This window comes from Bacillus sp. G1(2015b) (assembly GCF_001482475.1).
GTDB lineage: Bacteria > Bacillota > Bacilli > Bacillales > Bacillaceae > Bacillus > Bacillus safensis.
Genome location: NZ_LKIC01000003.1, coordinates 53523 through 68658, shown reverse-complemented (window position 1 = coordinate 68658; position 15136 = coordinate 53523). Strand labels below are relative to the sequence as shown.

Sequence of the window (15136 nt, the reverse complement as noted above, 5' to 3'; positions counted from 1 at the left end):
TTTCTTAACTATACCTTATCACCATTTTGGCCCGTCTCGTCAACTTCTATTTTTAATTCTGGGTATTGTAACATATCAATATTGACCTTACCTGGCAGGTAGTTAACGATTGGTTTATGAGGTGTTGCCTCTATGACAGCTTTTTGCGGCTCCACATCAATTTGAAGCTCAGAAGGCTGATAGTGAATTTTCACACTAAAGAATGAAGGTATCACACCAATGGTGAATTGTTTTGCTGGAGGACTGCCGTTGATCTTGGCAAACTCAGCAATCGCATTCCCGCCATTCTCGATCTTGATAAGTTCACTTCCTTCTTCCGCTCTTCGGCCCATTCCTTCTCCAACAGCACGCTTCCCCTCAGCTGCCCATTCCTCAGAACGTCTAAAAATCGACTTGATGTCCATATCGGCAAATGCCTCGGTTTGATCAATGGTTAATTTCGATGGTGTCCTTTTGATATTCATGACAGCTCGCGGTTGCTGAATCTCAAGGTCCGCTCGTGGCTGCTCTACTTCTTGGCGAGAAGGAGTTGTCGACATTTGAAGCTTTGCATAGGTTTGCTGCATTAACAATCTAGGGATTTGCATATGTTCACCTCCATGATGCAAAAAAGCACCCTACGGATGCTTTTTATTATCTTAAGAAATCAACAAGGGATGGCTGAATGACTTTAGCTGTTGTCGCTAAAGCAGCTCTATTCACCGTCTCTTGTTGAAGAAGATCAAGAATTGCCTTTTCACTTTCAACATCTTCATTATCTGATTTAGCATTTTTCAATACTTGGTATTGTGAAGTCAAACGGCTTGCTACTAAGTCAACACGATTTGAACGCGCTCCTAGGTCAGATCGCTCAGCACTCATCACTTCTTTAAACTGATCGATACTTCCTAATGCATCATCAGAATTCGCGAATGTTCCATTTTTCAATGAATTTTCTAAATCAGTCAGCATTTCAATGACATTTTGACCGTTGGCCTGTCCACCAAACGCTGAGATTGGATTTGAGTTTACATTTAAAGTAATCCCATCAGAAATATTCGCTTGAACAGCATTCGCATCTGTATAATTTTCGAAGTTAAATGTATACGTTCCGTCTGCATTCTCAACAACTGGTTTAACATTTGTATTCGTCCCATTAAATACGAACTTACCTAGCATTTGAGTGTTCATTGCATCGATGATTTGATTTTTCATCTGACCAATTTCCACTCCGATAGCTTCTAAATCTTCTGGCTGCTTTGTTCCATTTGCCGCATCAAGCACTTTATCTCGTATATTTGACATAATATCAATGATTTCAGTGACACTTGTTTCAGATGTATCAATCCAGTTTTGTGCTTCATTTAAGTTATTTTTATATTGTTCATTTCGAAACAAGGCAGTACTATATTGAAGGCTTTTTACTGCTGCAACAGGATCATCAGACGTTTTCGTGAAACGTCTTCCTGTTTGTGCCTGCTCATTAATTTTAGAAAGTTTTTCGTAACTTTTACTAATATTTCGAAGTGAGTTTTGAGAAATCATACCTTGTGTGACTCGCATCCGTTATCCCTACCTTCCTACGACACCCATGCCGTTTATTACCTTATCCAGTACTTCATCTTGTAATGTCATAATTCTCGCAGCCGCATTATATGCATGCTGGAATTGGATCATATTCGTCATTTCTTCATCGATGGAGACAGCACTAGTCGACATTCTACGTTCATTGGCTGAATTGACAAGAGCAGCTGAACTGCTTTCAAGCGTCATGTTCTTTTTCCCTTGTACCCCCATCTCAGCAATAACATTTTGGTAATAATCCTGAATGGTCGTTGTATTTCCGCCGATTGGTAATTTTAAGTCTTGTATATTAGCTAATTTCGTAGCATTCGAACCGTCACCTTGAGTTTGATTGAGAGATGCTGCAATATTATCTGTTGATGCTAAAATGACATCGCTCACTTTAATACGAGCTGCCAAACCTTTATTCAACTCATTGTTATTCTCGATATCAAAAAAGTCTTGTCCACTTGCACCAGTTAACGTGTACCCCTGTTTATGTACATCGTTAAATGTATCCATGAATACTTGTGCTACTTCATCCAGTTCTGCAAGCATATCTGGATACATGCCTTTTTCAGCACCGTTTGACATGTAGCCATAAGCCTCAACAAGTGCTTTTACTTTACCGTTTACTTGTAATTGATCCGCTGCAATAGTTGTTGTTCCGAATTGAAGTGAGTTAACAAGTCCCGTAGTATTATCGTAAGAGATTTGCAGTTCAGACTTTTCATTTGTAATACCATTCAAAATGTTTCCAGCAGATTGTCCATTTGCACCGATAATGTCGATGTTGACAGTTCCTTCAGCAATTTTAAGTGCATTACCGCCAGGTGGATTGTAGCTGACCTTAATATCAACAAGTGAGGATAATTGATCTACCAAAGTATCACGTGTATCATAAAGATCATTTGGAAGATATCCATTTGGCTCAACAGCTGCAATCTGTTTGTTCACTTCATCTATTTGAGATAATAGAGTGTTTACATCTTTGGCTGTTGAATCGAGTTCCGTTTTCAAATTCTTTTGTACCGTTGTTAAAGAAGAATTGAGCAGACGGAATTGGTCAACTAGAGCCTGTGCACTTGTTTTAACAACTGTACGTGCAGAAGCTGTATCAGCATTTTTTGTTTCTGATAAGACCTGTAATGATTTCCATAGGTTATCAAAAGCTCTGTTCAAGCCTTCATCCGTCAAATCATTCATAACCCCTTCCATCTGTGAAAGGGCATCTGACTTCGTTGAGTAGTAAGACAAGTTGTTGTTATGATCTCTATATTGTAGATCTAAAAAGCTGTCTCGAATTCTTTCAACCGTTCCAACTTGTACACCTGTTCCCATTTGACCATACGTCTTTCCATCATAAACAGAAAGGACTGGATAAGGATTTTCTGCTTTAAAGGTCACTCTTTGTCTTGAGTAGCCATCCGTATTTGCATTGGAGACGTTGTTTGATGTGACATAAAGCCCTGCTCGCTGGGCTGTGATTCCTCTTTTTGCCGTTTCTAGTCCCATGAATGTAGAACCCATTGGTATCCTCCTTGTTTACGCCTTTGAATCAAACAAAGCCCTTTGCTGTTTAGGCTTTGAACTCTCAAGACCATTTTGTCCGTAATTCATATTTTCTTTATTGGGGTTAACGAGATCGAATGTCAGTGAAATAAATTGAAGTGACTGCTGAATAAGCTGCTTGTTCAGTTCATTTACATCTTTTAGTTCCACCATGATGTCATTTAGTTTCTCATATAATGAAATGAGCTCTTCTTGATCTGTACCTTCAGCCTTTTCGATACATGCAGTGATGGTTGGTGATTGATCACTTTGTAAAAATTGAACGGTCGCTTCAATTCGTTTTTCTTCTAATTGAGAAATGGCCTGAATATACTTTTGCTCTAAATTCAGAACCTCTGAAAGAGCATCAATCTCATTGCTTTTCAGCATTTCTGTTTTATCCTTAGACAACTTTAATAGCTGTTCATGCAATCCATAGAGACGATGCAGTTCTTCAATAATTATTTTAACTGACATTCACGCTGCTCCCTTTTGTTATTGTTGTTTATAAAAATTCAGCATTTTATCTGCAATGCCTTTTGTATCTACTTGATATGTTCCGGCTTCAATGCTTTTTTTAATTTGGTCAATTTTATCTTGACGTTCTCTCATAATATTCGGCACCTTTTGCATTTCGATTGCCTTTTTAGAAATTTCGACTTTATCAGTTGATTTTGCTTGATTCGATTGCAACGTTTGTTTCTCATATGTTTTCTTGTAAGGATTTACTGGTTGTGTTCCATATCGATTAATTTTCACGGGATTCCTCTCGCTTTCCGTTACAGTCTGTCTTGATTCTATCCATTTTATCGACCAAACTGCAACTTAGTTTAGGGAATCAGTCGTTTTTAGGATTAATGGCATAATAGGTGTCTTTTTTCCTAGATTCAATCTCCCTTTTACGCTCTTCTTCTTGGTTCATTTGGCTGATTTGCGAATGAATATCCTGTTCACATTGGCTACATAGCTTGTTTTTCCTGATCGCTTTGCCACATCTTTCACAAGGATAATTAATATTCGGAAATTGACTAATTTGCAGTCTTTTCAAACGAATAAATTTCAAGATTAATTCTTCATCAACTTCAGTTGCATCTACTATTTCAGCGATGGTTGATTGTCTATTACTTTGTTTTCTTAAGAATTTATATACGATATCAAAAGAACGTTCTTCTTCTTCATAGCATTTGTTACAAACCGTTTGGATGGTGGTTTTTAAAAATAGCTGATTACATTGTGGACAGTTTGCCAATTGATTCATAACCAAAACCCCTTACGTTATTTTCTTTTCTTATTATCGGTTAATTATCATGATTTTTAACTACGTATCAACGTAAAAGAAGAAACACTTTTGGCACCTGCGTCTTTTAAAATTCTTGCTGCATCATAAATGGTTGCTCCCGTTGTATAGATATCATCAACTAATATAATATCCCTTTGAACAATCACATCTGTATGCTTTATTTGAAACAATCCTTTTTGATCTAGGCGTTCATTTTTCTTTTTTTTGGACTGCTTACTTTGATGTATTTTCACGAGTGGCTGCAATATTGGCTTACCTATCAAAGAAGCGATGATGACGGACTGATTAAATCCTCTTTCTTTTAGTCTTTCATGACTTAAAGGGATCGGAATCAGTAATGGTTCTTTTATGCTGAAGGAATGTTTAAATGCTGCTTGTACATCTCGTTTAAACAGCTCAACTAAAGCCGTATCACCCCGAAATTTAAAGCGGGCAAGGACATCTTTCATCAACTCATTGTAAGTATAAACTGACCTATTTTTCACAAGAACTTTAGTAGAATCAGGGCGTTCATTCCATCTAACACAGTCTTGGCACATTTGGTCATTTGACTGCGCCCTTCCACACGTTGGACAAATAGGACGCTCAATCTTTACTAAGTCATTCTTACATGCTACACAAAGACGATCATCATTTAATAGTAGGAATGATTTCCATGTAAAAGCCGGCACAAAATGTCCCTCACAAATTTGGCAATTCAATTGGTTTTCTTGTTCAGCAGCAGACGATTTTCACACCTTGGAAATGCGGAGACCTTGGAAGCTGCTTCTGTCAGAATAACTAGCATAGCAGTATTCTTCTGTTTATCCACCATCTCAGATTTACTGTAAGATATTTTATCGATGTCTGTTATATATTGTGGTTTCACTTGATTCAGTGAAATTGCTAATACATCTTCCATACACTTTTCACAATGACAAATCATGTTTAATTGGTTGAGATATTGATAGAGAATTTCCTTGAGTAGTATTTCTTTTGCATTGAGTAGCATATTTTGTCTCTCCTGCCATTTGTGTATTGTGAATATAATGTACCATGATTTAGTTGAACCCACACTGTTTTTCAGAAAACTCATTTGCAGCCGTATCATTCATTTTAACGATATGCTTCTTTGCTTGTTTCATACTTCTCGTTAAACCAAAATGAAAAAGGAAAACGTCTCCTGTACAATAATCCGGGTGTCTGCCTACTCTTCCAGAAATCTGAACAAGTGCACTCTCTGTAAAAATAGTAGATTCCGAACCTAATACCCCCACTTGAACATTTGGAATGGTTACGCCTCTTTCTAGAATAGTGGTTGTAACTAGTACATCGTATACGTAGTCTCTAAAGTGCTGAACCTTTTGTTTCCTATCTGGATCATCAGCAGATACTCCCTCAACGTTTAAGGAGTGTTCTCGAAGAATTTTCGTTACCTTCTTCATGGTAGCAATTGAAGGAACAAAAAGTAATACTCTTCTTTTATTTTCAATATGTCTCTGCATCCAATTCATCACTTTACGGGGCAGCTGATTCTTTTTTAATTTCTTTTTCCAATGTCCAATCCAATGAAAGGTTGGTACGGGTAATGGTTGTTTATGAAAACGCAGAGGAATTTTTATCGCTTCCAGTTTTCCACTAGAAACCTTTCTCGTCATTTTTTTAGAGGGTGTCGCACTTAAATAAATCCTAACCCCTCCGTTCTTTCTCATCGCCTTTAGAACAGCAAATTGGAGACGTTCATCCATTGAATAAGGAAAGGCATCGACTTCATCTACAATGAGCACATCAAATGCATTTTTGTACCTCATCAGCTGATGGTTTGTAGCGATCACAAGCGGTGCAATCTGAAACCTTTGAGAACTGCCTCCATAAAGTACGGTAATTGCCACCCCCTGAAATGCTTTTCTAAGCCGTGGTTCGAGTTCAAGCACAACATCTGTTCTAGGTGTCGCAATGCAGACACTCATTCCTTGATTTAACGCATATTCGATTCCGTGAAACAGCACCTCCGTTTTCCCTGCCCCGCAAACCGCCCAAACAAGTAGATCAAATTTGCTTTTGATAGCTTCAATCATTCTTTCTGACGCTCTTTTTTGTCCTTTAGACAGCTCTCCCTGCCATGTTAATTCAGCTCGATATGTTTCTACCATTTGTGGACCTGTCCATTCATAAAGAAACCCACATTCAGTTGCTTTTCCCATCATGATGCATGATCTACAGTACACACAATCCTTTTGACACACTTCACATGGAGAGTGAGCAAAGTACCGCTTGTGTGATACACCGCACCGACAGCATGTAAAACCATTTGCTTTTCTCTCAATGGCAGGTGTTCGATTGACTAAGCCCTTCTCCTCCAGCCAATCCAAATTGGACTGTGGGCACCTTGTTTCGGCGGTGAGCAGATGGCGTGAATGCAGCTGCCGCATTAGTTCCATTGCTTTATCCATATTCAACTTCACCAAACACCTTTCAATTGATGTTTGCCTATTATGCGCAAAGACATGACCTTTCGTCCAACAGGTAAAATAGAAAAACAAAACCCCTTTTCCATACGAAAAGAGGTTTTTTAGGAATTATCTTATTACCCAGCCAAGAGCTAAAGAGCCTTCACCTAGATGGGTGCCGATCACGGCACCAAAGTAGCTTTTATAAAATTCAACATGAGGATATTTTTCTGATAAGTGCGCAATTAATTCTTCTGCTTCTTCTTCTCTATTACCATGTATCAGTGTTGCTCTCATCGGAACACCACGTGATGCATCTTCATCGAATAATTCAAAAATACGTGAAATGGCTTTTTTACGTGTGCGAATCTTCTCAAAAGGGACAATTAGCTTGTTGTCAAAATGCAGAATAGGCTTTACCTTTAAGAGGCTTCCAATAAAAGCCTGTGCACCATTTAATCTGCCGCCTCTTTGCAAATGAGTTAAATCGTCTACCATAAAATACGCCCGCTGACTTTCTTTCAGGTAATTTAGATGTGCTAACACTTCTTCTAAAGAAGCACCTTCTTGGATTTTTTCAGCAGCTTCTAACACATAAAAACCTTGTGCCATACAGCTTGTTTCTGTATCAAACGGGTAAATATCAATCCCTTCAACTAGATCATTCGCTGAGGCAGCACTATTATACGTTCCACTAATTCCACTTGAAAGGTGAATACTAATCACAGCGTCGTATGTTTCACTTAGTTTTTCATATAAGGCTATTAATTCACCGAAAGCAGGCTGAGAGGTTGTTGGAAGATCTTTGTGTTTTTTGATTTCTTCATAATATGTCTTCCAGTCCATTTCTATTTCTTCACGGTATGATTCACTGCCAAAGATGACGTTGAGGGGGATCATATGAATATTATGTTTATCACGTAGCTCTTGTGGTAGATAAGCAGTACTGTCTGTTACAACGGCTATTTTCATTCTTAAATACCTTCCTTATTTGTTAAGTTACTCTTTTTTATTTTAAAAGAATGATCATTTTTTCATTAGATTTATAATAGTAATCAAAAAAGCCTGCCTAATCAATAGGCAAGCCCGCTATATCCGAAAAAGACTCCTTACCCTGTCTATCATTTCCCTCCAGCTAAAATGTGAGAGAACAAAAAACAGGCGAAAAAGGAGTACTTGTCCGGAACATTATCTCATTTCTACCCAGCCGTTTTTAATAGCTACAACAACAGCTTGTGTACGGTCGTTTACATTCATTTTTTGCAAAATGTTACTCACGTGGTTTTTGACTGTTTTCTCACTAATAAAGAGCGATTCACCAATTCCTCTGTTGCTCTTTCCGTCAGCTAACATTTGAAGAACTTCGCATTCACGTCTAGTTAAGATATGAAGTGGTCTGCGAATTTCAGGATATACCTCGTGCTGTGGATGTGCTGAAACGCCGCTAGTTGCTAGGCGTCGGAATTCATTTACTAAATTATGAGTGACTTTCGGATGTAAATAAGAGCCTCCGTCAGCTACAACTTTCACTGCTTCGATAAGTGTGTCTGCATCCATTTCTTTTAACAGGTAGCCTCTCGCTCCTGTTTTCAATGCATGTGTTACATAGTTTTCATCGTCATGAATAGATAGAATAATGACTTTTGATTCGGGATAAAGCTCAACAAGCTGCTTTGTAGCCTCAACACCATTTACATTCGGCATATTAATGTCCATAATGACAACATCCGGATGATAGTGTTCTACGATACGTGCAGCTTCGTCACCGTCGTCTCCTTCTGCAACTACTTCAAAAGTAGGTTCAAAATCTAAAATCCGTTTGACACCTTCACGGAATAATTGGTGGTCATCAATAATTACAATATTTACTTTAGTCACAAGCTACGCCTCCCCATGTTTATTGTTCTACACCTGAACTTTATGGTCAATATGTCTTTTGACTCTATTTTACAATTTTATTTTGCAATGTTAGCGGCACGCGAATCATGATGAATGTCCCTAGACCTATTTTTGAGTCTATGGTCATTTTACCTTCCAGTAAGTCTACGCGTTCTTTCATGCCAAGTAAACCGAAGGATTTGTTTTTGTTTGTTTTCACATCTTTCATATCAAAGCCTTTTCCATCGTCTTTAATAATTAAGGTCACAAAGTCTTTCGTTACTTCTACTTTGACAGAGATTTCTTCAGCTTCTGAATGCTTTAATGAATTTGTGACAGCTTCTTGGGCTAGTCTAAACAGTGCTACTTCAAATTGAGAAGCAATTCTTTCGCTTTCTGTATCACCTAGGCATTGGAACGTAATTTTGGTTTTCCCATCATATTCTTCAATTGTGTTTAAGTATTTTCTCAGTGTTGGAATCAGACCCAAATCATCTAAAGCCATCGGTCTTAAATCATAAATGATTCTTCTTACTTCGTACAGTGCATTTCGCACATTCTGTCTGAGACTTCTAATTTCTTTAAAGCCTTCTTCTGTACCGCGGTCTCTAAAAATCCGTTCAATTAATTCGGAACGCATCATCACGTTTGCCAGCATTTGAGCAGGGCCGTCATGAATTTCCCGAGACACTCTTTTGCGTTCTTCTTCTTGGGCTTCAATAATTCTGAGCCCAAAATCTTGTTTTGCCTGAGCATCTTCAAGTAAAACGCCGACCTGGCGTAAATCCTGGTTGAGATAGTTGAGAACAACTGTAATCTGACTCACAAGGGTTTCAGAGCGTTCTATGACGTCTTGCAAGCTTAGTAATCGTCTTTCCAGATCGTCTCTTCTTTCTCTCAGCTGCTTCTCGCGCTGCTGAATCATGGTGAGTTCGACCTGCAAGTTATGTGCTTTTTCGTAGGCCTCCCGTATTTCTTCTTCGCTGAATTTGTTGAAGTTTCTGCTGACCTCAGATAAGCGATTTCTAGCATGTCTTGTATGGACTTCCAGCTTATCCCCAAAATCAATTACTTCGTTTACTTGCTGCTTGATTTGCTTCAGCTCTTCTACTAGGCTTTCATATTGTTGACGGGACTGTTCGCCTATTCTAAATACTTCGTCCTTGCTGCCATCAACTGTACTTAGCATTTTCATGATGATTGAATCCAATAATTTCGGATCCATTTTGGGTGTTGTCATGGCTTTTCCCTCCCGTAACAGTGATGTCATCTTTTTTTATTATAAATGTCATTGATCTGCATTTTATGTCGAATTATAATGAAAGAATGCGTATAAATCTTGAAGTTTTTATGACGACCCTTTTTCCGCTCCTATCATCATAACAAAATACGCTGTAAAATTCTAAAACCAATGCAAATTTTCACTAGTCTTACAATTTGCTTGTCAGGAGGGTGTGTCTTTTGCTGAATCGCTATCTTACAGTAAAAAGTCGTGGCGAGCATGAGATCGTCATTGAAAAATCACGTTTTATTTGTCATATACAGCGTGCTGTCTCAGAAGAAGAAGCACAAGCATTTATACAATCCATTAAAAAACAACATTGGAATGCCACACATAATTGTTCAGCCTATCTCATTGGTGAACATGACCTCATTCAAAAAGCGAATGATGATGGTGAACCAAGTGGTACAGCAGGTGTGCCAATGCTTGAAGTGCTAAAAAAACGGAAGCTGAAAGATACAGTCGTTGTGGTCACTCGTTATTTCGGCGGTATCAAGCTAGGTGCCGGTGGATTGATTCGTGCCTACGGAAAATCTGTATCAGAAGCTATCAACCATGTTGGAATGGTAGAGCGTTGTTTAATGCGTACAATGCACACAACAATAGATTATACATGGCTTGGAAAGGTAGAGAATGAGCTTAGAGCCTCATCTTTTCAGTTAAAAGAAATCCATTATGCAGAAGATGTTATTTTTGAGACATATGTCGAAGAAACACAAACAGAGCAGTTCATTGAGTGGATGACTGAGCTGACAAATGGAAAGAGTGTTACAAAAGAAGGCGAATTGATTTATTTAGAAAAGGACATTGGTCCGATAAAGGAGACAGATGAATGGCACAACGAGTAAAAGTGCGTGTACGAAAGAAAAAGAGTAAGAAGAAGAGAATTATCAAACGTATTCTGGTCTTATTTTTGCTACTTATCATCTGCATGGGCGGATTCGCAGTATATAAAATCGTCAATACTCTTCAAGCTGCTGACAAAACATATGATGAACTAAACCGTGGAGAGAAATCGAATCTTCGTGATGCTGTCATTGATATTAAGAAAAAACCTTTCTCTGTATTATTTGTCGGAATTGAGGATTATGCCACAAAGGGTGATCATGGCCGTTCAGATTCACTCATTGTCGCAACGATTAACCCTCAAGACAAAACGATGAAAATGGTTAGTATTCCTCGTGACACACGCGTACAGCTTGCAAGTGATACAACAGGAAGTAAAGAAAAGATTAATGCAGCATTTGCTAAAGGTGGTAAAGACGAAACGATCGAAACTGTCGAACAATTCTTGCATATTCCGATTGATAAGTATGCAACCGTTGATTTCGACGGATTCAAGGATGTCATTGATGAAGTCGGCGGAATTGATATCGATGTTCCATTTGACTTCAATGAAAAAAGTGATGTTAAAAAATCGAAAAAGATTTACTTCAAAAAAGGCAATATGCATTTAAACGGGGAAGAAGCACTTGCTTACGCACGGATGAGAAAACAAGATCCACGCGGTGATTTCGGACGTAACGATCGTCAGAAACAAATTTTACGTGCAATGATTGATCAAATGGCGAAGCCAAATAACATTGCGAACGTCGATAACATCGCTAAAGAGGTCAGTGATCACATTACGACCAATTTCCGTATCACAGAAGGTCTTGCGCTTCAGCAAATCTACAGCGGATTTAAAGGAGACGACACAGAAACACTTTCTATTAAGGGATCAGACCTTTATTTAGGGCCAAATCGCACGTATTACTTTGAGCCAGATCCGACCAATTTAGCTAACGTCCAAAATGAATTACGGACGCATTTAAAGCTTCCTGCTGAATCTTCAACTGAAACAGATTCACAAACCAATCCATCCTCTGGTGAAACAGGGTCAAGTGATACAACTAACTCATCGACCAGCACACCTGGACAATAATAAAAACAGCCCAGTTCCTAGGAACGGGCTGTTTTTTACTGCCTTTTGACCATTCGTTTATAAAATTTCGTAAATGGTTTAAATTCTTCATTCACTAAGCCTGTGACTTCTGCAATCACTTGCATGAACATGACCAGTAAAAAGATAATGATCAGTGATAACCAAATGGTGGCGCTTGTCAGCAAAATTGCACTTAGACTAAAGACTAAGCCAATCATATAAATCACGATGACAGCCATGCGATGGGACAAGCCAAAGGCCATCAGTCTATGGTGAATATGAGATTTGTCGGGTGCTGAGATCGGCTGTTTGTTTAATATTCGCCTAATAATGGCAAAGGTGGTATCGAAAATAGGGACACCTAAGATGATCACTGGAACAACAACACTAAACAAAGTGACACTTTTGTATAGCCCTAATAGTGACAGTACCGAAATCATATAGCCTAAAAAAAGCGAACCGGTGTCACCCATAAAAATTTTCGCCGGATGAAAGTTGTAAAAAAGAAAGCCGATGGTACTACCAATGACAACAAGGGATAAAGAAAGAATCAAAATTTTATCAGCTGAAAATGCCATCACGGCAATGGTTGATAAACCGATGACAGAAATACCGGCAGCCAGTCCATCAAGGCCGTCAATTAAATTAATGGCATTTGTGATTCCGACAATCCATAACACGGTTAGGGGATATGCCATCCAGCCTAACTCAATTCGATCTGTTAAGAAAGGAACAGAGAAAAAGTCCATTTTTAAGCCTGTGCTTACAATCAGACAAGCAACAAGAACTTGTACGAGAAATTTGAATTTTGCACTTAAATTATATTTATCATCAAATATACCTAGAATGACGATAAGTACGGCACCAACTGAAATTGCTGTAATTTTATTATGTAGAAACAGCCCGCCTGCTAATGCTCCAGCCGCTACCCCAATAAAAATTGCCAAACCGCCCATTCGAGGCATTACTTTATCATGAACTTTTCGTTTATTCGGCTGGTCCACTGCACCAATCTTAATTGCAAACTTTTTGACGATTGGTGTCACAATTAAAACTGTAGCCAGAGAGACAAAAAACGCTAATAAGGCGCGTTCGTAATCCATAGGTCAGTCTCCTTCTAAATTGAAATCTGTATTTTGTATATTGGCCGCTCTTTCCATTATACAATTGAATAGAGGATGATCACAAGCTTCCCCTGTAAAGAAGAAACAAATAAAAACGCACAATCCCTGATGAATTATGCGTTTTCTTTAATATTCGTTAGTTCCACCATGTTTGTGAACAGCGCGTGCCAATCTTTTTTCTTCGCACGGCTTTGTCTTAGATGTCTATAGTCCATGTCGTCTTTTTTGCTGATCACTTTTTGGCAGGCTTCCACGAAGAGTCTAGGATCTTCGCCCTCTAAATATTCATACACATCATTCTCTTTTAGCCTTTCCGTTGACGGAAGATTTAAACCGACAACCGGTATTCCTGCGGCTAAAAATTCATATAGCTTGAGCGGGAACACGGCTTGATTGTAAGGAGATTGTTTGTATGGCATCATGCCTACATCAATCAGCTTCATATACGCAGGCACTTCTTCTGGTGCAACAGCACCTGTCCAAATCACATTTGGCAGTTTAAGTGCATACTGAAAAGATGGATCGCCATTTGTTCCATCCGGACCGACAAATAAAAATGTCCAATCAGGCTGCATGCGAGCAGCTTCGGCTATCATGTCAAAATCCAGCTTCGGCTTGATGCCTCCAATAAAGCCAAGAACAGTTCCTTCTCTTCCTCCCAGCACATCCTCCTTACATGGAAGATTGCTTTTGGCAAACACATCGTACTCAACGCCATTTTCCACTGTAAAGACATCTTTCGGTTCACCCATGAGACGTTTTTTAATTTGATCGTGTAAGTATTGAGAAGAGCATGTAATACTGTGTGCGTATTTGATGATTCGATTTTCTGCTTTCACAATGACACGCTGCCTCATATAAGAAAGCAAATTATTTTTGCCGCTTATCGGCTCTCCCCACAGGTCACTGCAGTCATAGACAATATGTTTCCATTCAAATAAAGAAGATAAGAGCGGAAAGCCCGGAAACGTATACCATAAGCAAACAGCGATTCCCTTCTTTTCTTCCTGCCGCAAATGCTCAAGAAGTGGGGACAATTTATGAATATAGAACATGTCTTGATATCGGCCAAAGCGAAATAATTTGTTCTTAAGCACATCAGGAATGGTCAATTGCTTCATTCGATCGGTTATGGGCTGAAAGGGAGCTTTATGACGGGATGCAGATGGGCATACCCAGATGACCTCTTTCGTTTCTGGATCAGATGCTAGAAATTCCGCCAGTCGATGCCGTCTGTACCTCAAGCCGTCCTGTCCCCATTCTCCCGTCGCTACGATAACATGTATGATCGAGTCTGCTTTCACCTTTATCACCTTTTTTCCCTTCTGTTTATAAGCGCTTCTTCACAGCATTTGTCGCATAGTGCATAAAACACCAAGATGCTTTGACAAAATGAAGCTGCTCAATTTCTCTGTAGACGAACCACGTTTTTTTCGCTGCTTTCCACTTGTTACTAGAGATCGAGTTTCCAACGATGCGGTATTCACTGAGCGGTTCACTCATACCATAGGCTGTAAATCCTCTTTTTAATATGGACAGCCACGTAGCTAAATCCTGTCTTGTGCGGATGTTCGGCATTTCTATATGTCCGATCTTCTGTACATCAAGCATCACCGTTAAACAGCCGATAATGGTATTTTTCAAAGCTTCATCATAAGTTAATCTTGCTGGTGCAGTGACGGTTTTTTCTAATGGTTCTCCATTTTCTGCGATAATATCATATGCTGTGAATGTAAAGGCATAATCGTTTGTCAGCATGAAGTCTACCTGCTTTTCGAGCTTCGTCTCTTTCCACTTATCATCGCTGTCTAAAAAAGCAATAAAGCGGCCTTTTGCCTGTTTGATGGCTGTATTTCTAGCGATGGCGGCTCCCCCATTTTGCTCTAAATAAATGACGTTGATTCTGTCGTCTGCTTCACTTAAGTCCCCAAGCAGCTTCCTTGTTCCATCTGTTGAACAATCATCTGCGATGATCAGTTCCCAATTGGAATAGGTTTGGGCAAGGACGGAATGAACTGTATCCGTTAAATAACGTTCCGCATTATAGGCCGGTGTAATAATTGATACTAACGGTTGATTGTTCACCTAAGACTCATCTCCAGTTCA

Annotated in this window: 17 protein-coding genes; 2 read left to right on the top strand and 15 right to left on the bottom strand. The window is 39.0% G+C overall.

What is annotated here, in order from left to right:
- Positions 1–8 precede the first annotated feature (8 nt).
- The 12 genes from AMR95_RS02850 to AMR95_RS02795 form a co-directional block, all read right to left on the bottom strand.
- Positions 9–587: a DUF6470 family protein gene (locus AMR95_RS02850; RefSeq protein ID WP_058837541.1), complete on the bottom strand. Its 579-nt coding sequence runs from the start codon at positions 585–587 to the stop codon at positions 9–11.
- A 46-nt stretch (positions 588–633) separates the two neighbouring features.
- Positions 634–1542, bottom strand: a complete 909-nt coding sequence (gene flgL / locus AMR95_RS02845; RefSeq protein WP_058837540.1) for a flagellar hook-associated protein FlgL — start codon at positions 1540–1542, stop codon at positions 634–636.
- A 9-nt stretch (positions 1543–1551) separates the two neighbouring features.
- Entirely contained in the window at positions 1552–3072 is a 1521-nt protein-coding gene (gene flgK / locus AMR95_RS02840) for a flagellar hook-associated protein FlgK (RefSeq protein WP_058837539.1), read from the bottom strand.
- Positions 3073–3087: 15 nt separating this feature from the next.
- Positions 3088–3570, bottom strand: a complete 483-nt coding sequence (locus AMR95_RS02835) for a flagellar protein FlgN (RefSeq protein ID WP_024423619.1) — start codon at positions 3568–3570, stop codon at positions 3088–3090.
- Between the two features lie 18 nt (positions 3571–3588).
- A complete protein-coding gene (flgM, locus tag AMR95_RS02830; RefSeq protein WP_024423620.1) occupies positions 3589–3852 on the bottom strand; it encodes a flagellar biosynthesis anti-sigma factor FlgM in 264 nt (87 codons plus the stop codon).
- A gap of 79 nt (positions 3853–3931) precedes the next feature.
- Positions 3932–4351: a TIGR03826 family flagellar region protein gene (locus AMR95_RS02825; protein ID WP_039181808.1), complete on the bottom strand. Its 420-nt coding sequence runs from the start codon at positions 4349–4351 to the stop codon at positions 3932–3934.
- A gap of 56 nt (positions 4352–4407) precedes the next feature.
- Complete coding sequence (locus AMR95_RS02820; protein WP_231746861.1) at positions 4408–5064, bottom strand: ComF family protein; 657 nt, start codon at positions 5062–5064, stop codon at positions 4408–4410.
- Between the two features lie 26 nt (positions 5065–5090).
- Positions 5091–5384 (bottom strand): late competence development ComFB family protein, encoded by a 294-nt coding sequence (locus tag AMR95_RS02815; RefSeq protein WP_058837538.1) that lies wholly within the window; start codon positions 5382–5384, stop codon positions 5091–5093.
- A 49-nt stretch (positions 5385–5433) separates the two neighbouring features.
- Entirely contained in the window at positions 5434–6831 is a 1398-nt protein-coding gene (locus AMR95_RS02810) for a DEAD/DEAH box helicase (protein WP_269434996.1), read from the bottom strand.
- 120 nt (positions 6832–6951) lie between these two features.
- Positions 6952–7794 carry a DegV family protein gene (locus AMR95_RS02805; RefSeq protein WP_058837536.1) on the bottom strand — a complete coding sequence of 281 codons (843 nt, stop codon included), beginning with the start codon at positions 7792–7794 and terminating at the stop codon, positions 6952–6954.
- Between the two features lie 216 nt (positions 7795–8010).
- Entirely contained in the window at positions 8011–8700 is a 690-nt protein-coding gene (gene degU / locus AMR95_RS02800) for a two-component system response regulator DegU (RefSeq protein ID WP_008348273.1), read from the bottom strand.
- A 64-nt stretch (positions 8701–8764) separates the two neighbouring features.
- Positions 8765–9940: a sensor histidine kinase gene (locus tag AMR95_RS02795; protein WP_003213166.1), complete on the bottom strand. Its 1176-nt coding sequence runs from the start codon at positions 9938–9940 to the stop codon at positions 8765–8767.
- 221 nt (positions 9941–10161) lie between these two features.
- Here AMR95_RS02795 and AMR95_RS02790 point away from each other — a divergent pair, with 221 nt between their 5' ends.
- Positions 10162–10830, top strand: coding sequence for a YigZ family protein (locus tag AMR95_RS02790; RefSeq protein ID WP_012011434.1), 669 nt, complete (start codon positions 10162–10164; stop codon positions 10828–10830).
- Complete coding sequence (locus AMR95_RS02785; protein ID WP_058837535.1) at positions 10815–11906, top strand: LCP family protein; 1092 nt, start codon at positions 10815–10817, stop codon at positions 11904–11906. Before AMR95_RS02790 ends, AMR95_RS02785 begins: the two co-directional genes overlap by 16 nt.
- 35 nt (positions 11907–11941) lie before the next feature.
- On the opposite strand, the gene AMR95_RS02780 is transcribed toward AMR95_RS02785, so the two are convergent.
- The 3 genes from AMR95_RS02780 to tuaG form a co-directional block, all read right to left on the bottom strand.
- Positions 11942–13009, bottom strand: a complete 1068-nt coding sequence (locus tag AMR95_RS02780) for a glycosyltransferase family 4 protein (protein WP_034660156.1) — start codon at positions 13007–13009, stop codon at positions 11942–11944.
- A 134-nt stretch (positions 13010–13143) separates the two neighbouring features.
- Positions 13144–14343, bottom strand: coding sequence for a teichuronic acid biosynthesis protein TuaH (tuaH, locus tag AMR95_RS02775; RefSeq protein ID WP_156414531.1), 1200 nt, complete (start codon positions 14341–14343; stop codon positions 13144–13146).
- A 16-nt stretch (positions 14344–14359) separates the two neighbouring features.
- Positions 14360–15115 carry a teichuronic acid biosynthesis protein TuaG gene (gene tuaG / locus AMR95_RS02770; RefSeq protein WP_058837534.1) on the bottom strand — a complete coding sequence of 252 codons (756 nt, stop codon included), beginning with the start codon at positions 15113–15115 and terminating at the stop codon, positions 14360–14362.
- Positions 15116–15136: the final 21 nt, after the last annotated feature.